General features: G+C 72.6%; 30 protein-coding genes. 17 read left to right on the top strand and 13 right to left on the bottom strand.

The genetic code is table 11. From position 1 onward, the window contains the following. The 3 genes from ABZ914_RS20405 to ABZ914_RS20395 form a co-directional block, all read right to left on the bottom strand. A partial coding sequence (locus tag ABZ914_RS20405; RefSeq protein ID WP_500194800.1) for an MFS transporter occupies positions 1 to 587 on the bottom strand: 587 nt, incomplete at its 3' end. Positions 588 to 646: 59 nt separating this feature from the next. Further along, complete coding sequence (locus ABZ914_RS20400) at positions 647 to 1,417, bottom strand: SDR family NAD(P)-dependent oxidoreductase (protein WP_433243941.1); 771 nt, start codon at positions 1,415 to 1,417, stop codon at positions 647 to 649. Between the two features lie 29 nt (positions 1,418 to 1,446). Beyond that, entirely contained in the window at positions 1,447 to 2,031 is a 585-nt protein-coding gene (locus tag ABZ914_RS20395; RefSeq protein ID WP_500194799.1) for a hemerythrin domain-containing protein, read from the bottom strand. A 76-nt stretch (positions 2,032 to 2,107) separates the two neighbouring features. Between ABZ914_RS20395 and ABZ914_RS20390 the strand changes: the two genes are divergently transcribed. Next, positions 2,108 to 2,869 (top strand): SDR family NAD(P)-dependent oxidoreductase, encoded by a 762-nt coding sequence (locus ABZ914_RS20390; RefSeq protein ID WP_500194797.1) that lies wholly within the window; start codon positions 2,108 to 2,110, stop codon positions 2,867 to 2,869. A gap of 54 nt (positions 2,870 to 2,923) precedes the next feature. Here ABZ914_RS20390 and ABZ914_RS20385 read toward each other — a convergent pair whose 3' ends face one another. Continuing rightward, positions 2,924 to 3,493, bottom strand: coding sequence for a TetR/AcrR family transcriptional regulator (locus ABZ914_RS20385; RefSeq protein ID WP_500194795.1), 570 nt, complete (start codon positions 3,491 to 3,493; stop codon positions 2,924 to 2,926). A gap of 84 nt (positions 3,494 to 3,577) precedes the next feature. Between ABZ914_RS20385 and ABZ914_RS20380 the strand changes: the two genes are divergently transcribed. Together ABZ914_RS20380 and ABZ914_RS20375 are read left to right on the top strand one after the other, a co-directional pair. Next, positions 3,578 to 4,507 (top strand): NADP-dependent oxidoreductase, encoded by a 930-nt coding sequence (locus tag ABZ914_RS20380; protein ID WP_500194793.1) that lies wholly within the window; start codon positions 3,578 to 3,580, stop codon positions 4,505 to 4,507. Between the two features lie 192 nt (positions 4,508 to 4,699). Further along, positions 4,700 to 5,122: a lamin tail domain-containing protein gene (locus ABZ914_RS20375; RefSeq protein ID WP_500194792.1), complete on the top strand. Its 423-nt coding sequence runs from the start codon at positions 4,700 to 4,702 to the stop codon at positions 5,120 to 5,122. 42 nt (positions 5,123 to 5,164) lie between these two features. On the opposite strand, the gene ABZ914_RS20370 is transcribed toward ABZ914_RS20375, so the two are convergent. Both ABZ914_RS20370 and ABZ914_RS20365 read right to left on the bottom strand, forming a co-directional pair. Further along, the gene (locus ABZ914_RS20370; RefSeq protein WP_500194790.1) at positions 5,165 to 6,355 is read right to left on the bottom strand and encodes a CaiB/BaiF CoA transferase family protein; all 1,191 of its coding nucleotides are present in this window, start codon (positions 6,353 to 6,355) and stop codon (positions 5,165 to 5,167) included. Continuing rightward, positions 6,352 to 7,005 (bottom strand): GntR family transcriptional regulator, encoded by a 654-nt coding sequence (locus ABZ914_RS20365; protein ID WP_500194788.1) that lies wholly within the window; start codon positions 7,003 to 7,005, stop codon positions 6,352 to 6,354. The genes ABZ914_RS20370 and ABZ914_RS20365 overlap by 4 nt, the downstream gene beginning before the upstream one ends. Positions 7,006 to 7,028: 23 nt before the next feature. Between ABZ914_RS20365 and ABZ914_RS20360 the strand changes: the two genes are divergently transcribed. The 3 genes from ABZ914_RS20360 (at position 7,029) to ABZ914_RS20350 (ending at position 9,764) form a co-directional block, all read left to right on the top strand. Continuing rightward, positions 7,029 to 7,964, top strand: a complete 936-nt coding sequence (locus tag ABZ914_RS20360; protein WP_500194786.1) for a hydroxymethylglutaryl-CoA lyase — start codon at positions 7,029 to 7,031, stop codon at positions 7,962 to 7,964. Between the two features lie 94 nt (positions 7,965 to 8,058). Next, the gene (locus ABZ914_RS20355) at positions 8,059 to 9,033 is read left to right on the top strand and encodes a GlxA family transcriptional regulator (protein ID WP_190850445.1); all 975 of its coding nucleotides are present in this window, start codon (positions 8,059 to 8,061) and stop codon (positions 9,031 to 9,033) included. Between the two features lie 128 nt (positions 9,034 to 9,161). Then, positions 9,162 to 9,764: a cysteine hydrolase family protein gene (locus ABZ914_RS20350; protein ID WP_500194785.1), complete on the top strand. Its 603-nt coding sequence runs from the start codon at positions 9,162 to 9,164 to the stop codon at positions 9,762 to 9,764. 162 nt (positions 9,765 to 9,926) lie between these two features. Here ABZ914_RS20350 and ABZ914_RS20345 read toward each other — a convergent pair whose 3' ends face one another. The 5 genes from ABZ914_RS20345 to ABZ914_RS20325 form a co-directional block, all read right to left on the bottom strand. Beyond that, complete coding sequence (locus ABZ914_RS20345) at positions 9,927 to 11,513, bottom strand: purple acid phosphatase family protein (RefSeq protein ID WP_500194783.1); 1,587 nt, start codon at positions 11,511 to 11,513, stop codon at positions 9,927 to 9,929. A 249-nt stretch (positions 11,514 to 11,762) separates the two neighbouring features. Beyond that, positions 11,763 to 12,707 carry a hypothetical protein gene (locus tag ABZ914_RS20340; RefSeq protein WP_500194781.1) on the bottom strand — a complete coding sequence of 315 codons (945 nt, stop codon included), beginning with the start codon at positions 12,705 to 12,707 and terminating at the stop codon, positions 11,763 to 11,765. Between the two features lie 69 nt (positions 12,708 to 12,776). Next, a complete protein-coding gene (locus tag ABZ914_RS20335) occupies positions 12,777 to 14,096 on the bottom strand; it encodes a phosphotransferase family protein (protein ID WP_500194779.1) in 1,320 nt (439 codons plus the stop codon). Continuing rightward, positions 14,093 to 14,503 (bottom strand): nuclear transport factor 2 family protein, encoded by a 411-nt coding sequence (locus ABZ914_RS20330; RefSeq protein WP_190850436.1) that lies wholly within the window; start codon positions 14,501 to 14,503, stop codon positions 14,093 to 14,095. The genes ABZ914_RS20335 and ABZ914_RS20330 overlap by 4 nt, the downstream gene beginning before the upstream one ends. 24 nt (positions 14,504 to 14,527) lie before the next feature. Continuing rightward, positions 14,528 to 15,205 (bottom strand): TetR/AcrR family transcriptional regulator, encoded by a 678-nt coding sequence (locus ABZ914_RS20325; protein WP_500194777.1) that lies wholly within the window; start codon positions 15,203 to 15,205, stop codon positions 14,528 to 14,530. A gap of 138 nt (positions 15,206 to 15,343) precedes the next feature. Between ABZ914_RS20325 and ABZ914_RS20320 the strand changes: the two genes are divergently transcribed. The 5 genes from ABZ914_RS20320 to ABZ914_RS20300 are packed head-to-tail and all read left to right on the top strand — an operon-like array spanning position 15,344 to position 20,276. Beyond that, on the top strand, positions 15,344 to 16,867 hold the full coding sequence (locus tag ABZ914_RS20320; RefSeq protein WP_500194775.1) for a class I adenylate-forming enzyme family protein: 1,524 nt from the start codon (positions 15,344 to 15,346) through the stop codon (positions 16,865 to 16,867). 14 nt (positions 16,868 to 16,881) lie between these two features. After that, the gene (locus ABZ914_RS20315) at positions 16,882 to 17,463 is read left to right on the top strand and encodes a VOC family protein (RefSeq protein ID WP_387024325.1); all 582 of its coding nucleotides are present in this window, start codon (positions 16,882 to 16,884) and stop codon (positions 17,461 to 17,463) included. Then, positions 17,447 to 18,088 (top strand): carboxymuconolactone decarboxylase family protein, encoded by a 642-nt coding sequence (locus tag ABZ914_RS20310; RefSeq protein ID WP_190850428.1) that lies wholly within the window; start codon positions 17,447 to 17,449, stop codon positions 18,086 to 18,088. The genes ABZ914_RS20315 and ABZ914_RS20310 overlap by 17 nt, the downstream gene beginning before the upstream one ends. Further along, positions 18,088 to 19,242, top strand: a complete 1,155-nt coding sequence (locus tag ABZ914_RS20305) for an acyl-CoA dehydrogenase family protein (protein WP_500194773.1) — start codon at positions 18,088 to 18,090, stop codon at positions 19,240 to 19,242. Before ABZ914_RS20310 ends, ABZ914_RS20305 begins: the two co-directional genes overlap by 1 nt. Then, positions 19,239 to 20,276: an SMP-30/gluconolactonase/LRE family protein gene (locus ABZ914_RS20300; RefSeq protein ID WP_387024321.1), complete on the top strand. Its 1,038-nt coding sequence runs from the start codon at positions 19,239 to 19,241 to the stop codon at positions 20,274 to 20,276. The genes ABZ914_RS20305 and ABZ914_RS20300 overlap by 4 nt, the downstream gene beginning before the upstream one ends. Before the next feature lie 95 nt (positions 20,277 to 20,371). Here ABZ914_RS20300 and ABZ914_RS20295 read toward each other — a convergent pair whose 3' ends face one another. Beyond that, positions 20,372 to 21,175 (bottom strand): phosphotransferase, encoded by an 804-nt coding sequence (locus ABZ914_RS20295; RefSeq protein WP_500194772.1) that lies wholly within the window; start codon positions 21,173 to 21,175, stop codon positions 20,372 to 20,374. A gap of 26 nt (positions 21,176 to 21,201) precedes the next feature. Then, entirely contained in the window at positions 21,202 to 21,747 is a 546-nt protein-coding gene (locus tag ABZ914_RS20290; protein WP_500194770.1) for a glycine-rich domain-containing protein, read from the bottom strand. Positions 21,748 to 22,296: 549 nt separating this feature from the next. Here ABZ914_RS20290 and ABZ914_RS20285 point away from each other — a divergent pair. The 6 genes from ABZ914_RS20285 to ABZ914_RS20260 form a co-directional block, all read left to right on the top strand. Next, complete coding sequence (locus ABZ914_RS20285; RefSeq protein WP_500194769.1) at positions 22,297 to 23,487, top strand: helix-turn-helix domain-containing protein; 1,191 nt, start codon at positions 22,297 to 22,299, stop codon at positions 23,485 to 23,487. Between the two features lie 13 nt (positions 23,488 to 23,500). Further along, positions 23,501 to 23,809: a 4a-hydroxytetrahydrobiopterin dehydratase gene (locus tag ABZ914_RS20280; RefSeq protein ID WP_500194767.1), complete on the top strand. Its 309-nt coding sequence runs from the start codon at positions 23,501 to 23,503 to the stop codon at positions 23,807 to 23,809. Between the two features lie 62 nt (positions 23,810 to 23,871). Beyond that, positions 23,872 to 24,252, top strand: coding sequence for a hypothetical protein (locus ABZ914_RS20275; RefSeq protein ID WP_500194764.1), 381 nt, complete (start codon positions 23,872 to 23,874; stop codon positions 24,250 to 24,252). Positions 24,253 to 24,337: 85 nt separating this feature from the next. Next, on the top strand, positions 24,338 to 24,565 hold the full coding sequence (locus ABZ914_RS20270; RefSeq protein WP_500194762.1) for a hypothetical protein: 228 nt from the start codon (positions 24,338 to 24,340) through the stop codon (positions 24,563 to 24,565). Between the two features lie 81 nt (positions 24,566 to 24,646). Beyond that, complete coding sequence (locus tag ABZ914_RS20265) at positions 24,647 to 25,105, top strand: ATP-binding protein (protein ID WP_500194761.1); 459 nt, start codon at positions 24,647 to 24,649, stop codon at positions 25,103 to 25,105. Between the two features lie 71 nt (positions 25,106 to 25,176). Further along, on the top strand, positions 25,177 to 25,525 hold a 349-nt coding region (locus tag ABZ914_RS20260), incomplete at its 3' end, for an STAS domain-containing protein (RefSeq protein ID WP_500194759.1).

Below are 25,525 nucleotides of genomic sequence, written 5' to 3'. Positions count from 1 at the left end.
GCGAGCGCGACGCCGAGGACGGCGACGAACCAGAACGACGCGCGCCAGCTCAGCGCGGCGGCGACGTTCCCGCCGACGACCAGGCCGAACCCGGCGCCGATCAGCTCGCCGGCGAGGATCCGCCCGTAGATGCCGGCCCGCTCCCGGTGCGGGAACAGGTCGCCGGTCAGGGACGCGACGGTGGGCCCGGCGGTCGCGGTGACGGCGCCGAGCGCGACCCGGGACGTCAGCAGCCAGTCGTAGGACGTGGCGAGGCCGCCGACGACCATCGCGGCGCTCCACAGCAGGATGCTGCCGGCGAGCAGCGGCACGCGCGGGACGCGGTCGGTGAGCATGCCGACCGGGACGGTGGCGACGGCGCCGACCAGGGCCGGCGCGGCGGTCAGCACGCCGACCTGCGTGTTGTCGATGTGCAGGGAGGCGCGCAGCTGCTCGACGATCGCGCCGATGACGCCGGAGTCGGCGGTGTTGAGGGCGAGGACGCAGGCGAGCAGCAGTACGACGCGGGCCTGGCGGGGGCCGCCGAGCCGCCGTGTGAGGGCGTCGACCGCCCGTCCCCACACCCGTGGGGCCCGCGCCTGGATCATGATGAGACGTCGTGCCCGATCACGGGGCAGGTATGTGACCTGGCCCGCAGGCCCCCGGGCTAGGTGCCGGGCTTGGACATCAGCGCGTGCATCTTCGCCTTGACCGGCTCGGGCATCGCCCGGGACGCCGTCGTCTGCACCTTGTTGCGCGCGGACCCGGTGACGACGTGGTCCTTGCCCGCCATGAGCGCCTCGTAGGCCTGCCGCGCCACGTCCGCCGGGTCGTCCTTGCCGGACTTGCCGAGCCTGGTGTCGAGCACCCCGGCGCGCTCGAAGAAGTTCGTGCGGGTCGGGCCCGGCAGCAGCGCGGTCACGGTGACGCCGGTGCCCTGCAGCTCGTGGCGCAGCGCCTCGGCGAAGGAGTACAGGAACGCCTTGGACGCCGCGTAGGTGGCGAGGTACGGGCCTGGGGACGTCGCGGCGATCGACGAGGTGAACAGCAGCCGTCCCGAACCCCGGCGCACCATGCCGCCCAGCACCAGTTTCGCCAGGTGGACGGCCGACCGGACGTTCAGGTCGACGAGGTTCAGCTCGTCGGCGAGGGCGTTGTCGCGGGCGAAGTCGCCGCCGACCCCGACGCCCGCGTTGATCGCGACGGCGTCCAGGGGGCGCGTCCCCACCGCCCCGTACAGTTCCTCGACCCCCTGGGGCCGTGCCAGGTCCACCCGGACGGGCACCGCGTTCCCGACGGCCTCCGCCGCCGCGGTGATCTCCGCGTTCTCCGCCGCCATGATCACGTGGAAGCCGTGCCGGGCGAACTCGTCCGCCAGCGCGCGCCCGATGCCGCTGGAGGCGCCGGTGACCAGCGCCAGCCGCGTCGAGTCGGCCATGGCCGCTCCTCCCTCGGTCGATCCCCCGGTCAGGTCCGGCCGCGGCCGGTGATCTTGTCGCGGAGCCGGTCGGCGGCCGCGACGGCCGGGCCGGCGGTCTTCAGGACGCCGGGCTTCGGCGGGGTGTGCGGGTGCGGGCGGGTCGGCGCCAGCCTCTTGGCCTGCTCGAGCCGCTCGCCGAGCCGCTCCGCCCGCTCGTCGCCGATGACCCGGCGCAGCGCCGGCCAGACGGTCGTCTCCTCGTAGGCGATGTGCGCGCGCCCGTCGGTGATGAGGCCGGCGAGCAGCTCCTCGAACCGCCGGTCGCCGGCCTCCAGCCGCATCAGCTCGTCGAGCGTCTCCTTCGCCGACTGCTCCTGCTCGACGGCGTGGTCGGCGAGCCGGTCGCCGTCCTCCACCAGCTCGCGGACGGCGGGCCAGAAGTACTCCTCCTCGACGGCCTCGTGCTTGGACTCCTCGATGATGAGCCGCTCCACCATCGCCGCGCGCCGCCGGCGCCCGTCCTCGCCCTGGACGGACGCCTCCGACGCGTCGGCCGAGCCGGCCTCCAGCTCGGTGAGCATCTGCTTGACCTCGGCGTGGTCGTTCGCCAGCACCGTGAAGACGTCTGCCATCGGTTCCCCCTCGAACGTGCGTCGGCTGGTCCCCTGCCCCCATGACCCGCCCCAAACGCGGTGGTACGTTCCGTTTGTGGGGCTCTCGTATGTCGTCACCGGCGGCGGGCGCGGCATCGGCCGCGCGATCGCCGAACGTCTCATCGCCGACGGCGGGCACGTCGTGGTGGTCGAGCTGGACCCGTCCGCCGTCGACTGGGCGACCGGACCGGGCGTCTCGGCGGTCGTCGGCGACGTGCGGGACGAGTCCGTCGCGGCCGAGGCGGCGGACGCGGCGGAGGCGGCGGGCACCCTCAAGGGCTGGGTCAACAACGCCGCCGTGTTCCGCGACGCCGCCGTGGACGTCCCGGGGGCGCGCGAGGTCATCGACGCGGTGGCGCTGAACTTCGACCCCGCCGTGGTGGGGTCGCTGACCGCGATCCGCCGGTTCCTGGACGCGGGCACGGGCGGCGCGGTCGTGAACGTCTCGTCGCACCAGGCGGCGCGCCCGGTCCGCGGATCGCTCACCTACGCGACGGCGAAGGCGGCCGTCGAGGGCTTCAGCCGCGCCCTCGCGGTGGACTACGGGCCACGCGGGGTCCGCGTGAACGTCGTCGCGCTGGGCTCGATCACCACCGCCCGCTACGAGGCGTTCCTCGCCGGCCAGGACCCGGCGTCCGCCGCGCGGATCGAGGCCGAGATGCGCGCCCTGCACCCGGTCGGGCGCGTCGGCCGCCCGGACGAGGTCGCCGCGGCCGTCCGGTACCTGCTGTCGGACGAGGCGAGCTTCGTCAACGGCGCCGTCGTCCCCGTGGACGGCGGCCGCGCGGTGCAGGGCCGCGACCCCGAAGAGGCCTGACCCCGGCCGTCCCGGACGGGGTGGTCCACCGCGTCGCGAGCCGCCGGAGGCGCGTCAGCACGAGGCGATGGCCGCCTGGAGATCGCGGAGCGTCCGCCGCGCGAGGTCGCCGAAGTCGTCGTCGTTGGCCGTGTCGCTCCAGCGCTCAAAAGCGATCTTCATGGCGAGCGCGCCCAGTTCCGCGGCCACGCGCGCGGTCAGGTCGGGAACGCCGCGCCGCCGGAGCGCGCCGGTCACCGCGGCGGTGAGGGCGAGTCCCTTCAGCGCCTCGCGTTCCTGCAGCTCCGGGTGAGTGTCGATCACGGCCCGGCGGCGGGCGGTGAACTCGCGGCGAGCGGGCGTGAAGACTTCGCGGCCGACCGCGTCCAGGGCGTTCGCCACCGCTTCGAGCGGGGTGGCGGTGGCCGGCGCCGCGGCGATCCCCTCGGCGAGGAGCGCGGTCATCGTGTCCCTGCCGAAGAGGACTTCCCGCTTGTCCGGGAAATGCCGGAAGAAGGTGCTCTTCGTCAGGCCGGCGCGCTGCGCGATGTCGATCACCGTCGTGTTCTCGTAGCCGCGCTCCGCGAAGAGGTCGAGGGCGGCGGCGACGAGGCGCTGCGACGCGTTGGGCTGCCAGCGGGCCATGGGGAGCAGTCTACGGCACTTGGTCCCATCACTCGTGTACGGTGATAGGACCAAGTCCCATCACTCAGCCGCAGGAGGTCCGCCATGAGCCGAGCCGTCATCTACGAGACGTTCGGAGGCCCGGAGGTACTGGAGGTCCGCGACGTCCCGGAGCCGCACGCCGGGCCGGGCGAGGTCCGCGTCCGCGTGACCGCCGTCGGGCTGAACCCGATGGACTGGCTCCTCGCCGCGCGGCCCGAGGCGGCGGAGCGGTTCGGCATCAGCCTGCCGTCCGGCTTCGGGTCCGACTTCGCGGGCGTCGTCGACGAGGTCGGCGACGGCGCCGCGGGCTTCGCCGTCGGCGACCGCGTCCACGGCGGCACGGTGGGCCGGGCCGCCGCCGACTTCCTGGTGGTCACGGCGCCGGCGAGGACGCCCGAGATGCTGTCCCGCACGCCGGACGGCATCACCGACGAGGTGGCGAGCACCCTTCCGGTGGCCGGGCTGAGCGCCTCCGCGGCGCTGGCGGCGATCGGGCTGCGGTCCGGCGACACCGTCCTGATCGGCGGTGCCGCCGGCGGCGTGGGCGTGTTCGCCGTCCAGCTCGCGCGGCTCGCCGGCGCCACCGTGATTGGGACGGCCTCGGAGGGCACCTTCGGGTTCCTGCGGGAACTGGGCGCCGAGCCCGTCGCGTACGGCGACGGGCTGGCCGACCGGGTACGGGCGCTGGCCCCCGGCGGCGTGACCGCCGCGACCGACCTGTTCGGCACCGAGACGGCCGAGACCGCGCTCGCGCTCGGCGTCCCGCCCGAGCGGATCTCCACGATCGCCGCGGGGCCCAACCCGCCCGGCGGCGTGCGCCCGACCGGCGGCTTCGACGCGCGCCCGGACGCCCTGGACCGCGTCACCGGCGCCCTCCTCGCCGGGGAGATGACCGTGCCGATCGCCGCGACCTTCCCGCTCGAGAAGATCCGCGACGCCGTGGCGCTCCAGGCCGGGCGCCACGTCCACGGCAAGATCGTGGTCACGCTGTGAACTTCCGCCGCGACTTCGGGCTTCATCAGGGAGAACACGGGGTGGCCGGGACGCCTGAGAGGGCCCTGCGGTTGCCATGAGACCCACACATGGCCACACGCCACCATGTGTCCGTGATTGCCGGTACAAATAGGCATTCGCTGGTGAACGAGAGGGGTTCTCGGGGTGAAGAGGCTTGTTGTTTCGGGGGCCGTGGCCATCGCCGGAGCGGTGGCGGCGGGGCTGCTGGCGGCGGCGCCCGCCGAGGCCGCCAGTCCGGTGCAGATCTACCGCGTCTACTACGACTCGCCCGGCAAGGACACGCGGTCGAACGCGTCGCTGAACGCCGAGTGGGTGCAGCTCTACAACCGGACCACGACGGCGCGGCAGCTCAAGGGGGTCACGCTGCGCGACAAGTCCGGCCACACCTACACGTTCGGCTCGTTCACCCTCAAGGGACACAAGTCGGTCTACGTGCACACCGGGCGCGGGACGAACACCGCGACGAACCGGTACTGGGGCTCGAAGGCGTACATCTGGAACAACACCGGTGACGCCGCCTACCTCCGGTACCCGAGCGGCGCGCTGGCCGACTCCTGCTCGTGGGGCGGCGGCGGCTCGTCGAAGTACTGCTGACGACCGGTGCCCCGCCCGCGCGGCGGGCGGGGCGCCCGGCGGTCAGATGGTGCCGGCCGACTCCAGTGACGTGATCTCGCCGGAGGACAGGCCGAGCAGCTCGCCGTAGACCTCGGCGTTGTGCTGGCCGAGGGACGGGCCGAGCGTCCGCACCTCGCCCGGGGTGTCGGACAGCTTCGGGAACACGTTGTGCATCGGGAAGTCGCCGAAGTCCGGGTGCGCCATCCGGATGATCGCCTCCCGGGCCTTGTAGTGCGGGTCCGCCAGCATGTCCTTGGCGCGGTAGGTGAGCCCGGCCGGGATGCCGTTCTCGTGCAGCAGCTCCAGCAGCGCGTCGGAGCTCTGGCCCGCCGTCCACGCGCCGATCAGCTCGTCCAGCTCCTCGGCGTTGGTGCCGCGCGCGCCGTGCGTCGCGTACCGCTCGTCGTCGGCGAGCTCGGGACGGCCCATCAGCGCGGCGAGCCGCCGCCAGATCGTGTCGCGGTTCGCGGCGATGAGGACGGGCCCGTCCAGCGTGGGGTAGACGTTGGACGGCGCGATGTTCGGCAGCACGGACCCGGTGCGCTCCCGCTGGTAGCCCGCGATCTCCCATTCCGGGACGAGCGACTCCATCAGCGCGAGCACCGCCTCGTAGAGGGCCGAGTCGACGATCTGGCCGCGGCCCGTCCGGTGCCGGGCGTGCAGGGCGACGAGGGTGCCGAGCGCGGCGAACGTGCCGGCCAGCTCGTCGCCCAGCGAGATGCCCGCCCGGGACGGCGGCTTGTCGGGGTCGCCGGTGACGTACCGGATGCCGCCCATCGCCTCGCCGATCGAGCCGAACCCGGCGCGCGGCGCGTACGGGCCGTCCTGCCCGTAGCCGGTGACCCGGGTGATGATCAGCCGCGGGTTCTCCCTCTGTAGGTCTGCGGGCGCGAGCCCCCAGCGCTCCAGGGTGCCGGGGCGGAAGTTCTCCACCAGCACGTCGGCCTGCGCGATGATCTTCCGGGCGAGGGACTGGCCCTCCGGCGTGCGCAGGTTCAGCGTGACGGACTTCTTGTTGCGGGCGAGGATCGGCCACCACAGCGACATCCCGTGCGGCTTCTCCCGGCCCCACTCGCGCATCGGGTCCCCGGCCCCCGGCGGCTCGATCTTGACGACCTCGGCGCCGAAGTCGCCGAGCAGCTGCCCGCAGAAGGGGCCGGCGAGCAGCTGGCCCATCTCCACGACCCGGAGGTCTCCCAGCGCACCTGTCATCGTTCTTCCTCCGCCTCGTTCGCGTCGTGGGTCAGGTTGGCCGCGGCGGCGCGGATGTGGGCGCGCATCACCGATTCGGCCCAGTCGGGGTCGCCGGCGGCCATCGCGGCGACCAGCTCGCGGTGGTGGTTCATGCTGCGGGCCATCTCGCCGGCGTCGTAGCGGCGGAACGTCCCGACGATCAGGGGGGCGTGCATGACCGACGTCAGCATCGCCGGGAGCCGCCGGTTGCGGGAGGCGTCGATGACGGCGGCGTGGAACAGCGAGTTCAACCGCGCGACGCGCGGGAGGTCGCCGGCCGCGACCGCCGCCTCCATCGCGTCGCACCGGCCGAGCAGGTCCGCCAGGACGTCCTCGCCGGGCGCCAGCCGGGCCGCGCGCGCCGCCGCGTAGGGCTCCAGCAGCGACCGGAGCTCGAAGATCTCCTCCAGGTCCCGCCGCGTCCACTGGACGACCCGCGCCCCGCGGTGCGGCAGCACCTCGACGAGCCCGTCCGCGCCGAGCCGCTGCAGCGCCTCCCGGACGGGCGTGCGGGACAGCCCGAGCGTCTCGGCGAGCTCCGCCTCGCCGAGCCTGGTGCCGGCGGCCGCCTCGCCGGAGAGGATCATCCGCCGGACCGCGTCGTAGGCCGTGTCGGTCGCCCGTGCCATCGCCCCTCCTCCACGCTGATTGCATGCAATATAGTCACATCAGGGTCGAAATTCGCAAGCTGGAGGCGAAGTTGCATACAACAGTCCTCGAAGTGGGGCCCCGCGACGGGCTGCAGAACGAAGCCCGCGTGCTCGCCCCGGACGACCGGATCGCCTTCATCACCCGCTGCGTGGACGCGGGCGCCCGCCGCATCGAGGCCGTCTCGTTCGTCAACCCCAGGCGCGTCCCGCAGATGGCGGGCGCCGAGGAGGTCATGGCGGGCGTCCCGCGCCGCGACGGCGTCTCCTACAGCGGCCTCGTGCTCAACCGGCGCGGCCTCGACCGCGCCCTCGACGCGGGCGTGGACGAGGTGAACGTCGTGCTCGTCGCGTCCGACACGTTCTCCGTGCGCAACCAGGGCAGCACCATGGCCGAGATGCTGGACGCCTGGGACGGCATCGCCGCCGCCGCGCACGACGCGGGCGTCCCCGCCGGAGTCACCATCGCGGTCGCGTTCGGCTGCCCCTTCGAGGGCGAGACGCCCCCGGAGCGCGTCGCCGAGATCGCCCGCCGCGCGCACGCCGCCGGCGCCTTCGAGATCGCGATCGCCGACACGATCGGCGTCGGCGTCCCCGCGCAGGTCCGCGACCTGACCGCCCGCGTCCGCGCGGCCGCGCCCGGCACGCCGCTGCGCTTCCACTTCCACAACACCCGCAACACCGGCTACGCCAACGCGCTCACCGCCGTCGACCTCGGCGTCACCACCCTCGACGCCAGCACCGGCGGCTTCGGCGGCTGCCCGTTCGCGCCCGCCGCCACCGGCAACATCGCCACCGAGGACCTGCTCTACGCCCTGCACCGCTCCGGCGTCGAGACCGGCATCGACATGGACGCCGTCGCCGAGACCGGCACCTGGCTCGCCGACCTGCTCGGCACGCCCGCGCCCGCCCTCCTCGGCCGCGCCGGCGGCTACCCCTGACGCACTCCCGCGACCGCCCTCGCGGGCCTGCGATGTCCGGATATGCCAGAACCTGGTCATGGCGGTCATGGCGGACGCCCGTGACAATGGAGGCATGTCCGCTCCGCACCGTGTCGTCATCGCCGTGTTCCCCGACGTCGACCTCCTCGACGTCACCGGGCCCGCGGAGGTGTTCGCGGTCGCGAACCGGGAGATGTCCGGCGGCACGCCCTACGAGGTGCTGCTCGCCGGGCCGGACGGCGGCCAGGTGCGCACCAGCGCCGGCGTCCGGCTCGCCACCGACCTGACGTTCGACCAGGTCGGCGACCAGGTCGGCACGCTCGTGGTGCCCGGCGCCGTGGACCGCGCCGGCGCGCCGGTGATCGATCCCGACCTGGTCGACTGGATCGCCGGCACCGCCCGGCACGCCCGCCGCGTCGCGTCCGTCTGCGTCGGCGCGCACCTGCTCGCGGCCGCGGGCCTGCTCGCGGGCCGGACGGCGACGACGCACTGGGCCACCGCGGACCGGCTCGCCGCCGACCACCCCGACGTCGTCGTGGACCCCGACCCGATCTACGTCCGGTCGGGGAACGTCTGGACGGGCGCCGGGATCAGCGCGTGCATGGACCTCGCGCTCGCCCTGGTCGCCGAGGACCACGGCGAACGCCTCGCGCTGAAGGTCGCCCGGCAGCTCGTCATGTACCTCAAGCGGCAGGGCGGGCAGAGCCAGTTCAGCGTCCCGCTGTGGCAGGCGCCCGCCGAGCGCCGCGACATCGACGAGCTGCGCGCGTGGATCACCGCCAACCCGGCCGAGGACCTGTCGGCGGCGGCGCTCGCCGACCGGATGTGCCTCAGCGAGCGGCACTTCACCCGCGTCTTCCGCAGGGAGACCGGTGCCACCCCGGCGGCCTACGTCGAGGCCACCCGGGTGGAGGCGGCGCGGCGGCTGCTGGAGGGCACCGACGAGCCGCTCGACCGGGTCGCCGCCGCGTGCGGCCTCGGCTCGGTGGAGACGCTGCACCGGGCGTTCCGGCGGCGGCTCGGCACGACCCCGGCGGCCTACCGGAGGCGGTTCCGCACCGCCGCCTGACCTGTCCGTTCCCCCTTACCCGTTCACCACGCCCGGCCGGTGAGGCCGGTGCTCGGCCCTGCCCGATTTCCGCATTCCCCTTTTCCGCATTCCCTTTTATCCGCATCCCCGCATTCCAGGAGGACGAGATGACCGTTTCGACGAGCCTGCGCGACGTGATCGGCTTGGACGGCGCGCTGCCCGCGCTGCCGGACGCCACCCTGATCATGATCGACTTCCAGAACACCTACCGGACCGGCGTCATGGCGCTGCCCGGCGCCGACCGCGCGCTGGACGCCGCGTCCCGGCTGCTCGCCCGCGCCCGTGCCGCCGGGACGCCGGTGGTGCACGTCGTCAACGACGGCGGCGAGGGCACCCCCTACGACGTCCGCGCCGAGATCGGGCAGGTCGCCGAGCCCGTCGCGCCCCGGGACGGCGAGCCGGTCGTGGTGAAGCGGTTCCCGAACTCCTTCCACGACACCGGCCTGCTCGACGTGCTGCGCCGCATCGACGCGGGACCCGACCTGGTGCTGGCGGGGTTCATGACCCACATGTGCGTCCAGTTCACCGCCGAGGGCGCCTTCAACCTCGGCTACCGCCCCACCGTCGTGGCGGAGGCGTGCGCGACGCGTCCGCTGGCGGGCCCGGACGGCGCGCCGATCGCGGCGGACGCCCTGCACGCCGCCGCGCTCACCGCCATCGGCGACCTGTTCGGCCTGGTCGCCGCCCGCGAGGCCGACCTGCCCGGCTGACCGGTCGCGCCGGACGGCGCCGGTCCCTGCCCCGTCGAGCGGCCCCGCCTGGCCGGGGCGGGCCGGCGGGGCGGGGCGGTCGTCGGGGCGGTCGTCCGGGCGGGGTGGTCGTCCGGGCGGAGCGGTCGCCCGGACGAGGGGGCGCGGAGGCCGGTACGGCCGTCAGGCGCGGGAGGGACGGGCGATCGTGAAGCGGTCGATCTCGGTGCCGTTCTCGGCCAGCGCCCGGACGGACAGCGTCGAGGTCCGGCCGCGCGGCGCCGGCGTCACGTCCACCCGGATGAACGAGTAGCCGGTGAACCGGACCCGCGACCAGTGCACCGTCTCCGGCACCTTGTTGCGGTCCTTGTCCCAGACGTAGCTGGCCACGGCGTCGAGCGGCTTCTCGTTGCCCTCGTAGGAGTCCGGCACCGGGAAGCTGTACAGGCTCCTGCCCGCGCCGCCCGCCGTCACGTACACCACGCCGTCGCTCTCCGGACGGGCCGTGCCGCCGATCGGCACCTGCCGGCCGACCGCGTTGCCCTTGATGGCGTCGGTGCGCTCGTAGACGTGGTTGTGCCCGTTCACGACCAGGTCGACCTGGTACTTCTCGAACAGCGGCACCCACGCGTCGCGCGCGCCGCCCTCCGAGGCGTGCTGGTTGGTGGTGGAGAACGCGCAGTGGTGGAAGAACACCACGATGAAGTCGATGCCGCGCCGGGCCCGAAGCGACTTGAGCTGCGCCTCCAGCCACGCCGTCTGCTTCCCCTTGGACAGGCCCTGGTTGGCGGGGATCTCGTAGGAGACGTCGTTGGCGTCCAGCGAGACGACCGCGGTGTTGCCGTAGACGAACGTGTACACGCCCGGCAGGTTCTTCGGGTCTGGACCGTTCCCGGGAAGCTGGAACCGGGCCTCCTCGCCGCCGTACCCGTTGGGCGAGAACCAGGCCTCCATGTCGTGGTTGCCGTACCCGACCATCCACGGCACCTGCTTGGCGACCGTCTCGGTCTGGGCGAGGAACTGGTCCCACACCCGGACGTCGAAGGTGTCGCTCGTCTGGCCCGACCCGGACGGGTCGGCGTAGCAGATGTCGCCCGCGTGCAGGTGGAACGCCGGGTTCTGGCCGAGGATCAGGCTGTCGTTGGCGAGCGCGTGGTAGCTGACGCCCTGGTCGCCGAACGCCGTGAAGGTGAACTTCGACGACCGCGCCGGGGCCGTGGTGAACGTCCCGATCGTCCCGGCGAGGTGCGAGCTGGCCGGGTCGAAGCCGTCGTGCCCCACGCCGTAGTAGTAGGTCGTGCCGGGGTGCAGCCGGTCGAGCTGGACGTGCAGGTAGTACTGGGTGAAGTCGGGGCTCGACCCGACGCCTGCCGGCGTGTGCAGGCTGCGGACCTCCGCCGCGATGCGCTGCGAGAGGTTCCACGGGTGCGTGCCGATGCGCAGGAACGGCTTCTTCACCGGGACGGGGACCTGCCACGACACGGTCATCTGCGTCCGCGGGTCGGCGCCGAACGCGAGGTGCCGGCCGATCGGCGCGACGAGCGAGCCGTCGACGTGCTCGGGGGAGGGGGCGAGGAGGGGAGGCGCGGCCGGGGCCGACGCGCTCGCGGTGCCGGTGAGCAGGCCGCCGGCGGCGAGGCCGCCGGCGGCGACCGCGCCGCCGCGCAGCAGGCCCCGGCGGGAGAACTTGGACTGCAGGTACTCGTGCTGCTCCGCCATGCTCATGCGCTCGGCGAGCCGCTGGGGGATGCCCATTCGAGGAGTGTTCACGTTCGTGAGGGTGGCGAACGATTCGTGCGCCCGGGCGTCCACGACATGAACGCAGGGCGTACGGCCTCCGGCGAAAAGATCACCGTTGGGCGAGGCCCGCAGGTGGCTGGGCCGCCGAACCAGCGCCTCGCCATGGCCCGGACCGGCGGCTACGAGGCGATGGCGTAGATCCAGAAGACGATCTGGAGCGTCAGGATGGCGGCGCCGAGGACGGTGATCCCGTTCGGCATCCGGTGGGCGGGGCGGGGGTCAGCTCGCTTCGGGTACCAGCGAGAGGCCGGCCTTGCGGGCCTGTTCGACGCTGTCATGGAGGGCCTCCTCGATCCGCCGTGCCCGCTCGGTCAGGTCGTCGATCTCGGCGATGGCCAGGTCGTCGCGGACCGTGCGGGCGAGCAGGTCGCGGTAGGCGTCGCCGCCTTCGGCCAGGTTCTGGAGGGCGCGCAGTTCGAGCAGCGCCTGGTCGGCGGCCCGTGCGCGGGCGGCGTAGCGTTCGAGCGCCTCGACGCGCTTGATGACGGACTCGGTCGCCAGGTTCAGGGCCTTGCGCCGGGGGCGCAGTGCCTCGACGACGCGCGGCGTGGTGAGCCCCATCGTCTTCTGCTCCTGCTCGGCGTGCAGGTGGCTCAGTTCGGCGAGCGTCTCCGCGATGTCCCAGAGCTGCCGGGGCAGGGTCACCGTGTTCTGCACCTCGTCCAGGAGCCCCTGCCGGTTGACCTCGGACCGGATCACGGCGTCGACGGCCGCCTGCGCGCGGTCGAGGAGCGCGGGTGCCGGGCCGTTGAGCTCCTCGGGGCGGACGTAGCCGTCCTTGTGGCGGCGGATCAGCTTCGGCAGTTCCGGTTCGCCCGACCTGACGAGAACGATGATGAAGGCGATGACCTGGAGCGGCAGGCCCAACAGCATGTTGAGGGCCAGCCCGTAAAAGCCCCATATGGCGATGGGCGCGATGATCAGGGCTTCGGCGACACTACCGGCGATCTTCGCCCGTTTCCCGTACTGCCAGCAGGCGAGGACGGGCAGGTAGACCCAGATCGGCGCCTGGAACGCGGCCAGCGCGACCGTGCCGGGGCCCCGCCCGCCGAAACGCGGGCGGGGCGGCGGCGTGGACGGATGGGGCAGGAGCGGCGTGTTGGCCGCGAGCACCGCCCGGGCCTTCTCGGGAATGTCGGGATCGAGCACCACTCGTGGCGTCACGTGAAAAATCCTCCACGAGCCGCTCGGCCGTCCACAAGGGGTTATCCGAATGTGGATGACTTTCTGGGGTCAGCCGGGAAGCGCGAGGTGGCGCGGATTGGACACGGTGAGCTTGTCGACGATCGAGGCGCGGATCGCGGTGACCACCTCCTCCCGGCGGTCGTCGAGCGTGCCTTCGCGGATGGCGGCCGCCAGGTCGGCGTCGGACGCGCAGCCGAGTTTCGCCAGGCGGGCGGCGTGCGCGGCCTCGTGCGCCTCGCCCAGCAGCAGCTCGCGGCGCGCGATGCGCAGGGCGGACGCGGCGACGCGGGCGTGGAAGCGCAGCCGCTCGTCGGGCTGCTCGGCCTCCAGCAGGAAGGCGCCAACGGCGTCGATCAGCGCGGACGCGCCGGGCCGGTCGTGCGGCGCCGAACCCGCCGCCGTCCCCGGTTCCGCCGCGAGCGGGTCCTCGACGGTGACGGGCGACGTCAGGCCGAGTGCGAGCAGCATGTCGTGCTCCTGCTCGCAGACCTTCCGGCCCAGCACGGCGTACTCGATGGACGTGTCGGAGCCGCTGAGGAAGCGTTCGGCCTGGTGGCGGCAGAGGATCGTCCAGCGGAGCGTGCCGTAGACCTCCCACCAGCGCAGTTCCTCCGGCGTGGGCGGGGTGCCGCCCGCGCCGGCGTACCCGGCGAGGAGGTCCTCGCGGGAGCCGAACCCCCCGGCGGGGTGCGGGGAGCCGAACCGCCACGCCTTCACGCAGAGCCAGCCGAGGTCCTCGGCGGGATCGCCGACGTGGGTGAGCTCCCAGTCCAGGACGCCGGTGACGCCGTCCGGAGCGATCATCAGGTTGCCGTTGCGGAAGTCGCCGTGCACGACCGCGCGGCGGCCGGACGCGGCGGGCCGGTTCTCGCGCAGCCATCGCAGCGCCAGCTCGACGGCGGGGCGCGGCTCGTCGAACGCTTCGTAGGAGGCGGTGATCGCGGTGAGCGGGTCGTCGTCCGGCAGGCCGGGGACAGGCTCCATCGTGTGCAGGCGGGCGAGGACGCCGCCGAGGTCGCGGGCCAGCCGGGGCCGGACGGCGGCGAACGCCTCGTCGCGCAGCAGCCGGCGCGGGATCGTCTCGCCGGACAGCCGCTCCATGATCAGGAACGGGGTGCCGGCGAGGTCGTCGCCGTGGTCGACCAGGGACGGGACGGGGACGCCGGCGCGGGCGGCGGACGCCAGCAGCGCGGCCTCGCGCGCCATCGCGTCCGGGTCGGGCGACGACGGGGGGTCGCGGCGCAGGATCAGGGCGCGCCCGCCCGCGTCGAACGACCAGGTCTCGCGGCTCGCGCCGCCGGACAGCCGGTGCAGGCCGGTGACGTCCGCGCCGAGCCGGGCGGCGAGCGCGGACTCCAGCGCGGTCACGCGCGGGCCGCGCGCTGGGCGGCGGCGAGGTCGCGCAGCGGGTCGCTGCCGCGGGTGTCGGCGTACTCCTCGATGCGCGCGATGCGCCCGGAGCCGTCCACGGTGACGAACAGGCACGCGGCCATCTCCAGCGGCGTCCCGTCGGGGAGCGTCCCGCGCAGGACGTGCCGCTGGACGTACCCGCCGGGCAGCGCGTCGCGGCGGATCTCCTCGTAGCGGAAGTCGCGGAGGTTGCGCGACAGCCAGCGCAGCGTGCGGAGGTTGTCGTCCACGCTCTGCTCCGAGCCGCCGCCGGCGCCGGGCCCGTTGTGCCAGATCAGCGCGCCGGGCGCGTAGAGGGAGCGGAGCGTGTCGACGTCGCCGCCGGTGATGGCGGCGATGAAGCGGTCGGCGAGTTCCTCGTGCACGCGGGTCTCCTTCGGGGGGAGTTCTCAGGGGGTGGGACGCAGGCCGAGGGCCCGGACGTTGAGGGCGTCGAGGGTGTCCAGGAGCCGCTCGGTGTCGGACGTGTCGTCGCCCTGGACGAGCCATAGGTACAGCGAGTGGTCGACCATCGCGGCGAGCGCGCGCGCCGTCATCTCCGGGTCGAGGTCACGGTCGACGAGCCCGGCGCGCTGCCAGCGCTCGATCGCCCGCGCGGACCGCCTGACCGACTCGGCGCGGTGCTTGCGCCGCATCTCCTGGAACTCCTCGTTGAACGTGGAGACCTGCTCGATGATCGCCATCATCTTCGCGTTGCGCCGGTACGCCTCGTAATAAGCGCGGTTGGCGCGGCGGACGCGGGCGGCGGGCTCGGTGGCAGGAGGCTCGGCGGGCTCGGCGGCGGGCTCGGCGGCGGCGGGGTCGGTGCCGGGGGTGAAGGAGTGCCGCGTCATGTCCTCGAAGAGCCGGTCGGCGACCTCCAGGAAGACGGCCTCCTTGGACGGGAAGTACGTGTAGAAGGAGCCGTAGGCCACCTTGGCGTGCCGGGCGATGTGCGCGACCCGGGTGTCGAGGAAGCCGCGCTCCTCGAAGACCTCGCGGGCCGCCGCGATGAGGCGCTCCCTGGTGCGGGCGCCGCGCTCGGTCAGCGGCGCCTGCGGGCTCTCGCCGGCACCCGTGTCCGCCATCCGTGGTTCCTTTCGCCGAGGGCCGCGGCCCCGTCCGGGGGCTTGACAAGCCGATGTTCGCAGGAACAGTATCCGAGCATCGAGCAACTTGATATGACTGTCAAGTCAACTTCGGGGAGGCGTCGTGCCGGAGCGTCCATGCTGATCAGCGACATCGTCGAGTACGCGGCCCGCAAGCACCCGGACCGCACCGCCCTCCGGTTCGAGGACCGGGCGATCGGGTACGCGGAGCTGCGCGACCGGGTCCGCCGGGCCGCCAACGCGCTCCGGACCCTCGCCGAGCCCGGCGACCGGATCGCCGTCCTGTCGGGCAACCGGCCCGAGTACGTCGACCTGTACTACGCCGTCCCCGCCGCCGGGATGGCGCTGACGTTCCTCAACCACCGGCTCCACCCGTCCGAGATCACCGCGCTCGTCGAGCACGCGCAGGCGTCCGTGCTGATCGTCAGCGGCGAGTACCTCGACGCCATGACCGAGCACCGGCACGAGATGCCCGGCGTGAAGGTCGTCGTCGGGCTGGACGGCGGCGGCGACCGCGGCTACGCCGACCTCGTCACCGGGGCGGACGCGACCGAGCCGCCCCGCCCCGCCGAGGACTCCATCGCCTGGCTCGTCTACACCAGCGGGACGACCGGCGCGCCCAAGGGCGTCATGCTCAGCCACCGCAACCTGATCACCGGCGTGATCAGCTCGGCGTCGCAGTGGGAGATCCCCGACGACACCGTCTTCCTGTTCTGCTTCCCGCTCTGCCACGTCGGCGGGTACGCGGTCCTCGTCAACCACCTGCGCTCGGCCACCGTCGGGATCGTCCGCTCCTACGACAACGAGACGTTCCTGCGGCTCGTCGCCGACTGGAAGGTCACCCAGACCGGCCTCGCCCCGACGATGATCGCGTTCCTGCTGGGCCACCCCGGCATCGAGGACCACGACCTCGGCACGCTGGAGGCGATCGGGTACGGCGCGTCCGCGATCCCCGCCGAGGTGCTGCGGCGCGGCATGGACGTCCTCGGCTGCGACTTCTACCAGGGCTTCGGCATGAGCGAGCTCGGCGGCAACATCCTCTACTTCGGGACCGCCGAGCACCGCCGCGCCGCCGCCGGCGAGACCCACCTGCTCGCCGCCGCCGGACGCGTCATGGACCTCGCCGACATCCGGATCGTCGACGCCGACTTCGCCGACGTCCCGCCCGGCGAGCCCGGCGAGATGGTCGTCCGCTGCGACCAGGTGATGCGCGGCTACTGGCGCGAGCCCGAGCTGACCGCCGAGGCGTTCCAGGACGGCTGGTTCCGCACCGGCGACGTTGTCCGCCGCGACGCCGAGGGCATGGTCTACATCGTGGACCGCATCAAGGACATGATCATCACGGGCGGCGAGAACGTCGCCTCCCGCGAGGTCGAGCAGGTCCTGTACCGGCACCCCGACGTCGCCGACGCCGCCGTCTTCGGCGTCCCCGACCCGCGCTGGGGCGAGGCCGTCTGCGCCGCCGTCGTGCTGCGGCCCGGCGCGTCCGCCGCGCCCGGCGACGTCATCGCCTTCGCCCGCGAGCACCTCGGCGGCTACAAGGTCCCCCGCCGCGTCGAGGTGGTCGACGAGCTCCCGCGCAACGTCGCGGGGAAGGTCCTCAAGCGCGACCTGCGCGCCCGCTACGCCGCTCCCCTCTGAAGGAGGCACCCCGAATGCCCGCGAACAAAGAGTTCGAACTCGGTGGGATCAACCACCTCGCGCTCGTCTCGTCCGACATGCAGCGCACGATCGACTTCTACTCCGGCGTCCTCGGGATGCCGCTGATCAAGACCCTCGACCTGCCCGCCGGGATGGGGCAGCACTTCTTCTTCGACTGCGGCGGCGGCGACTGCGTCGCGTTCTTCTGGTTCCCGGACGCGCCCGACGGCGTCCCCGGCATCTCCGCGCCGAAGACCCGCCCCGAGCAGGGCGAGCTGCTCAGCGCCGTCGGGTCGATGAACCACGTCGCGTTCCACGTCCCGGTCGAGAAGTTCGAGGAGTACCGGACGCGGCTGCAGGAGAAGGGCGTCGAGGTCAGCCCCATCCTCAACCACGACGACAGCGAATGGGGCGTCGCGCCCACGTTCGACGAGGGCGTGTTCGTCCGCTCGTTCTACTTCCAGGACCCCGACGGGATCCTCCTGGAGTTCGCCTGCTGGACCCGCGCCTTCGACGAGTCCGACGTCTCGCACGCGCCGAAGACCGCCGCCGACCGCACCGCCCCCAAGGAGAAGAGCAATGCCGCGCCTGCGTGAGATCCCCCGCGCCGAGGTCACCGACGAACGCATCCTGTTCTTCTACGACCACCTGTTCGCCCCCGACCGCGACCCGGCCGTCGACCACGGCACCGCGACCGGCTCGCCCGGCGACTGGTGGACGGTGTTCGCGCAGGACCCCGACGTGTTCCGGCACGCCGTCCGCGGCTTCGCCCTCTACCGCAACGCCTCCCTCGACCCCGTCCTGCGCGAGCTCGGCCAGTGCCGGGCCGGGTGGGCGCGCGGCAGCCAGTTCGTGTTCTCGCAGCACTGCAAGCAGATGCGGGCGCTCGGCATGTCCGAGGACAAGATCGAGTCGATCCCGCACTGGCAGACCGCCGACTGCTACTCGGAGCTGGAGCGGGCCGTCCTCGCCTACACCGACGGGCTCGTCCTCGACGGCGGCCGCGTCCCGGACCGGGTGTTCGAGATCCTGCAGAAGCACCTGTCCGACAAGGAGATCCTGCAGCTGACCTACATCACCTGCATGTACGAGATGCACGCGACGATGTCCCGCGCGCTGCGGCTGGAGTTCGACGACCGTCCCGAGCCGATCGTCGAGGTCGCCGCGCCCGAGGGCTACGGCGACCGCGACATCTCCGCCGACCTCACCGGGGGCAGCTGATGCTGTTCCCCGTCCCGGACCGGGTGCGGGGCGTCCGCGACGCCGTCCACGGCTTCATGACCGAGCGCGTGGAGCCCGCCGAGCCCGCCCTCAACGCCGGCGACCGCGACACCCTCCTCCGCCTCCGCGACGAGGCGAAGAAGGAGGGCCTGTGGGCGCTCGGCCACCCGAAGGAGCTGGGCGGCGGCGGCCTGCCGTTCCTCGACTACGTGTACGTCAACGAGGTGCAGGGGCGCAGCGAGTGGGGGCAGCTCGCCCTCGGCACGTTCACGCTCCAGGACTCGCTGATGCTGCACAAGTACGCGAGCCCCCGCTGGCGCGACCGCTACCTCGCCCCGATGGTCGCGGGCGAGGTGTCGCCGAGCTTCGCGATGACCGAACCCGACCACGCGGGCTCCGACCCGACGCAGCTCCAGACGAAGGCGGTCCTGGACGGCGACGAGTGGATCATCACCGGCCGCAAGTGGTTCACCACGGGCGCCGCGCAGGCCGCCTACACCACCGTCATGTGCCGCACCGAGCCCGAGGGGACGGCCCCGCACCGCGCGTTCAGCATGATCATCGTGCCGACGGACACGCCGGGGTACCGGATCGTGCGGGAGACGCCCGTCCTCGGCCTCAACGGCGGGCACTACGAGGTCGCCTACGAGGACGTCCGCGTCCCGGCCGACCACCTCCTCGGTCCGCGCGGGCACGGGTTCGTCATCGCCCAGGACCGGCTCGGCCCCGGCCGGATCTTCCACTGCATGCGCTGGCTCGGCCAGGCGCAGCGCGCGTTCGAGCTGATGTGCGCGCGGCTCGGCACCCGCGTCGCGTTCGGCGAGCCGCTGTCGGCGAAGCAGCTGATGCAGCAGCACGTGTTCGACTCCTACACCGAGATCCAGGCGTCTCGGTTGCTCACGCTCCAGGCCGCCGAGCGGATCGACGCCGGCGACCAGGCGCGCATCGAGATCGGCGCGATCAAGGTCGTCGGGGCGCGGATGCTGCACAACGTCATCGACCGGGCCGTCCAGGTGCACGGCGCCGCCGGACTCACCGACGACCTGCCGCTGTCGCGCATGTACCGGCACGCCCGCGAGGCCCGCCTGTACGACGGGCCGGACGAGGTCCATATCCAGAGCACCGCCCGCCGCGTTCTCAAGGCGATGGCGTGAGGATCACCCGCCGGGCCCTCCTCGCGGGCGCCGGCGCGGCAGCCGTCCTCGGCACCACAGGGACGGCGGCCGCCGCCGGCCGTCCGCGAAAGGGGAAGAAGATGAAGATCACCAAGCTGGCGAGCGGGCTGCTGTTCCCGGAGGGCCCGACGGTCCTGCCGGACGGCGACGTGCTGGTCGTCGAGATCCACCGCGGCACCCTCACCCGCGTGAAGCCGGACGGAACCACCTCGATCGCCGCGACCACCGGCGGCGGCCCGAACGGCTCGGCGCTCGGCCCGGACGGCCGCGTCTACATCGCCAACTCCGGCGGCCTCCGCCGCTTCGAGGTCGGCGGGTTCGTCTTCGCGGGCGGCATCCCCGACGACTACACCAGCGGCAGCATCCAGGCCGTCGACCTGTCCGACGGGTCCGTCGAGACGCTCTACACCGAGGCGGACGGCGTCCCGCTGCGCGGCCCGAACGACCTGGTGATCGACGCCCACGGCGGCATCTACTTCACCGACTACGGCAAGAGCGACGGCGTCACCGGCGACAAGGGCCGCCTCTACTACGCCAAGGCGGACGGCTCGTCCATCAAGCAGATCGCCGGCGGCATGGAGGGCCCGAACGGCATCGGCCTGTCGCCGGACGGCACCCGCCTGTACGTCAGCGAGACCTACACGGCCCGCGTCTGGTGGTGGGAGGTCACCGGCCCCGGCGAGATCAAGGGCGGCCGCTCCCTCGGCGGCTCCGGCGGCGGCAACTTCCTCTACACCGCCCCGGACTACGTCAACTTCGACTCGCTCGGCGTCGACGGGCACGGCAACGTCTGCGTCGCGTCGATGGTCCACGCGGGCATCTCGATCGTCAGCCCGAAGGGCGACCTCGTCCGGTTCGTCGACATCGACGTGGACGGCGACCCGGGCATCACCAACATCACCTGGGGCGGCCCCGACATGCGCACCGCGTACGTCACGGCCTCCAGCACCGGCCACCTCCTCAAGATCGAGAACTGGCCCTACCCCGGCCTCCGCCTCAACCACCCCGCCTGACCCTCGCCCCTCCCCTCGCGGCGAGTCGCCGTTATGCCCACCCCACAACGACGACTCGCCGCAAACCAACGAAGGCCGTGGCAGTCGGGCAGCGGTCACCTCTTGAGCCGGTAGTCCGCCCAGCGTGCGGTGAGGTCGGCGTGCCGGGCGATCCAGGCGTCCTGGCGCCGGTCGCTGGCCATTCGCCATTGCCGGGCGAACCCGGTGGTGAACATGTCGATGTCGGTCGGCTCGGCCTCCGTCCAGGCCGGGAACTGAGCGACCCACTCCTCGACTGCCCGGGGTTGATGTCCTGCTTTGAGCAGCCACGGGATGAGCAGGATCAGTTCCAGCCAGGGCGCGCCGCGTGTGACGAAGGCCCAGTCGACGACGTAGGCGGAGCCGTCGGTGGTGATGATGAAGTTGTCCTGGTTGAGATCGGTGTGCAGCAGGGCGCCGCCGGCTGCGAGCGGGGCAGGGTCGTCGACGTAGCGCTGCCAGCGTCGTTCGGCGGCCATCGCCGCGTCGGGGCAGGGTGCTTGGTGGACGGCGTGGATGGTCTTGGCGAGGGTCTCCAGGTCCGGTGATCCGGCGGAGAAGTCGGCGGGACGTCCTTGCACGTGCTCGAATCCGAGGACGAGCCACTCCCCGGTCTCGATCTGCCAGCGGAGCCGGGGAGTGAACTCGGGCACGGCGGGGTTGACGGCGGCCTCGCGTCGCAGCGACGTCACCTCGGGACCGTCCTGGTCGTCGAGCTTGCGGGCGGCCTTGACGAAGACCCGTCCGGCTGCGATGTGCAGGGTGGACGCGATGTCGGCATGGTTGCCCGTGGGCGCGGGCTCGATGCGGTCGATCGGGCCCGTCTTGGCTGCGATCTGGTTTCGCAGGTCCTCGGGCAGGTCGGTCCAGTCGGTGCGCACGCGCAGCCCTTTCTGGCTGTGTTCGGTCAGAGGCGGATGGCGAGCGGTGTGTCCAGTGGCAGGAAGCCGCTCCAGTCCACCAGGGATCGCCAGTCGCGGCCGCCCTGGTCGTTGCACTCGGGCGGGCAGCAGCTGGTGCCGGCTTCGCCGTCCCAGAACTCGGGGTCCACGTAGTAGCCGGTGGCGTGGAGCCGGGGAATGGTGCGGGCCAGTGCGGCGCCCGAGCGGATGTCGTCGTCCATGACGGGGCGGTGGTGGATGAACGAGTCGGCGAAGGTGACGCTCATCGGAACGTACACCTCGGTCCGCTGCAGGCTCAGGTGCCACGCCTGGTCGACGGGCGGGGTCGGGACGATGCGGACGTAGTGGCGGGGGTCCTGCCGCTCGGCGCGGCGGATGTCCCCGACGGCCTTGAGGAACACCAGGTTCTGCCCGACGGCGCGGGTGCAGTAGTCGTGGCCAGCGTGGGTGGCGTTGCGGAAGTCGTCCACCAGGAGCGCGAACGCCTTGGCGGGGATCAGCTCCCGTGGGTCCTTCCCGGCCTGAGTGACGCGGTCCAGCGTGATGGTCATGTTCACCTCCGGCGCGCCTTTGAGGTTGGGGTGCGGCTCCGGCGCGCGCCTGTTGACCGGAGCCACGAGGTTCGAGGGGACGTGTCAGCCGTTGCTTTGGGGGCGGACGACCGCCAGCAGCGGCGCGAGGATCGCGACGATCTTCGTGGTCGCGCTGGCCGGGTCATGGCAGGGCGCCAGCAGGTCGCCTGTGGAGGACAGGAACCACGGCGTCCCGTCCGCGCCAGTGCATGACGTCCGGCGGGAACCAGGGCGCCGCGCGGACGGGCTGCACCGCGGCGACAGCCGGGATGCCGCCCACCGTCAGCGCCCTTGAAGAGATCACCGAGTCGGATATCGTTCTCACAGCCGGACCTCGTTTCCGGTCAGGCCCCGGAACCACCGGCGTTCGCCCGCCGGCCGAGGCCGTCTTATGTGTCCGAGGGACACCTTTCGCACTCCAAAACAGCGCATCCGCCGTTAGCGTGAAAGGCGGTGTCCGCTGTCCACCTCGATGGACAGCGCCAGACAGCACCGCATCCCGGGGCGAAACGGGTACTAATGGCAGCGATGACCTTCGGCGAAAAACTGCGGCAGCTTATGAACGAGCGGCACATCAGCCAGCGCAAGCTGGCGGCCCTGGTTCCGTGCGACAACGGACATCTGTCGAAGGTCGCCAACGGGCACAAGCGCCCATCGCCCGGACTCGTCGACCGGCTGGACGAGCTGCTCGACGCGGGCGGACAACTGCGAGCCCTGCGTTCCGAGAAACGGAACGACACGATCGTGATCCGCCGTCGTCAAGTGCTGGAGATGGGCATCGCAGGCGTCGCGGCGGGCACCCTCGGACGCATCAGCCCCAGCGGGCCCGTCGATCCTGAGCTGGTGGAGTACTTCCGCCAGCAACTTCCCGGCCACTACCGCGCCGACATGTCGCTCGGCCCGCACATGCTCATCCCGACCGTCACCGCGCAGACCGACCTGATCCGCCACCTTCTCCACGCCGCCGACACCCCCGTCCGGCACGGACTGCTGGAAATGGGCGTCGCCTACGCAGAACTACTCGGCTGGCTCTACCAGGACGCCGCCGCATTGGAACAATCCGGGTGCTGGCGGACCGCCGCCCTGGAAATGGCGCATCGCTCCGGCAACCCCCAGCTCGTCAGCTACGCCCTCACCAACAAGGAGATGCACGCGATCGACGAGGGCGACGCCGGAGCCGTCATCGACTACGCCAGCGCGGCCCTCGCCGACGAGTCCCGCCTGTGCGCGAAAGTCCGCGTCCTGGCCCTGGTCCACCTCGGTCACGGACACGCGATGACCGGCGACCGCGCAAGCGCCGACCGCTCCTTCGACCGCGCGGAAGCCCTGATCCCCCGCATCGACGACGCCTACCCCTGGGCCAACGCCTGCCGCCGCACACCGCACTACACCGACGCCCAACGCGCCACCGCATACGGCCGCGCCGGCGACCACGACGACGCCGCGACCGCATGGGACCGCGTCCTCGGTGACCAGCCCACCGACTACCGGCGAGACTCCGGCGTGTTCCGCGCCCGCCAAGCCACCTCCCTCGCCGCAGCCGCCTCATCCGACCCCGAACGAGTCGTCGCGATCGCCCAAGCCGCCGCAGCCGCCTGCGGCAAAACCGGCTCGGCTCGGCTGCGTGCCGAACTGATCGCCTTGCCCGCTCACGCCGCACGCTGGCACCACAGTGCCCAGGGCCGCGAACTGGTCGAGATCACCGGCGCCATCACCTGACAAGGAGACGCCCATGGCCCCCGAACCGCTCACCGACGACGAGATCGCCGCCCGCCTGGCCGACCTCCCCGGCTGGGAACGCACCGGCGACGCCATCACCCGGACTTACCGGCACAGCTACCACGAGACCGTCCACCTGGCCATGTACGTGGCGGCCAAAGCCCGCGAAATCGGCCACCACCCCGACATCCACATCACCTGGCAACGCATCCGCTTCGACATCACCACCCACGACGCCGGACACCGCCTCACCGCCAAGGACTTCGAACTCGCCCACCACATCGACGCCATCGCCACCGGCCACGGAGCCGAACCCATCTGATCGCCCGCTAGAGGCGTCAGGGGGGCTTGACGTCAGGGTGGGTTGACGTCAGGGTGGGGTGCATGATCACACCTGACGGGATCGAGAAAGAGTTCACGCTGCTGACGGCGGCCGCGCGGCATGACGAGCTGTGGGTGCGCGACACGATGGGCGACGTGCCGCTCCTGCGCGAGGAGGCGCTGGAGCGGCTCGCGCTCGGCGAGGTCATCGCCCGCAAGGCGGTGTACGGGCGGCAGCTCGCGGTGCGGTCGGCGCGCGAGGCGGGCGCGTCGTGGTCGCAGATCGGCGCCGCGCTCGGCATCAGCAAGCAGGCCGCCTGGGAGGCGCACGCCCGGTGGATCGACGACCAGGAGGAGCGGCACCGCGACTGCGACTACAAGGGGATGGACGAGGCGCAGGTCGCGCGGGCCCGCGAGCTGGCCGGACGGGTCGAGGAGGGCTGAGCCCCGCCGCCCCGCGCGGCGATCATGATCGTGGCCGGGCGGGCGTCCTAGGATGCGGCGTGAATCTGCCGACGGGGGGACGCGGATGGGGATGGACGAGGTCGTCCGGCAACTGCGGATGACGATTCACGACGCGCAGGTCGCCTTCGACTGCATCGGGCTCGGCGAGATCGAGCGGGCCGGGAACTGCATGATCACCGCGCGGGCCGCGCTGGACGCGGCGGAGACCGTGCTGCGGCACGATCTGGCCCGGTTCCCGCTGGACGAACTGGCCGGCGAGGGCGCGAAGGTGATGGCCGCGATGGGCGACTAGCGACTCTTGCCGGATGGCCGGAGTTTCCGGAGTGCGGTACTGGGAATTCTTGCCACTAGCGAGGGAACGGAGGCGCATGGTATGGAGGTCGTCCTCGAGATGACCCTGCCGAGGAACGCCGAGAGCGCTCCATTGGTCAGGCATACGCTCGACGCCTCTCTGCGCGGTCTCGGCGTCCCGCCGGAGGTGCGCGCCGATATCGCGCTGGCGCTCGGCGAAGCGTGCGCGAACGTCATCCAGCATGCCACCGCGGGCAAGGACTACGAGGTCAGGGCCCGGATGGACGGCACGAAGTGCGTCGTGGAGGTGATCGACGGCGGGGCCGTCGTGAGCACCGCCGCGAGCACCGCGGACGCCGGTGACACCGGATGGCGGGACGGTGCGACGCGCGCCGTCTGGGACGCGCCGCCGGCGCCGCCGAGCGCCGAGCACGGCCGCGGGCTGCAGTTGATGCGGGCGTGCACGGAGGAGGTCCGCATTCTCGACCGCGTCCAGCGCAACGGGGCCATCGTGCATTTCGAGAAATCGTTCGCCGGCTGACGCGGAATTTCCGCGCCATTCGCACGGCCGGGTCGCTTCGGCCGGTGCGGCGCGTCTGGTAGGCAAATACGGTGGGCTTCAATGTGCACCGGCGCCGTTACGGCGACCAGACGATCGTGGCCGTGTCGGGCGATGTCGACGTCGGCAGCAGTCCGGGGCTGCGGGTGTTCCTGCTCGGGCTCGTCGAGGACGGCGCGCGGCGGCTGGTGATCGATCTCGACGGGGCGACGTTCCTGGACTCGACCGGCCTCGGCGTCTTCATCGGGGTGTCGCGCCGGCTCGGCGCGCTGAACGGGGAGCTGGTGTTCGCGGGCGGCCCGCCGGGGGTGCGGGAGGTCTTCGACGTCACGCACCTGGCGAGGGTGTTCGACATGTACGGGACCGTGGAGCAGGCGGTCGCGCGACGGCCCGGCGGTGTCC

Origin of the sequence: Spirillospora sp. NPDC046719 (genome assembly GCF_040645715.1) — a bacterium.
Classification (GTDB): Bacteria; Actinomycetota; Actinomycetes; order Streptosporangiales; family Streptosporangiaceae; genus Spirillospora.
Note: the sequence above shows the minus strand (reverse complement) of the source record. Positions and strands in the feature narration are given on the sequence as shown.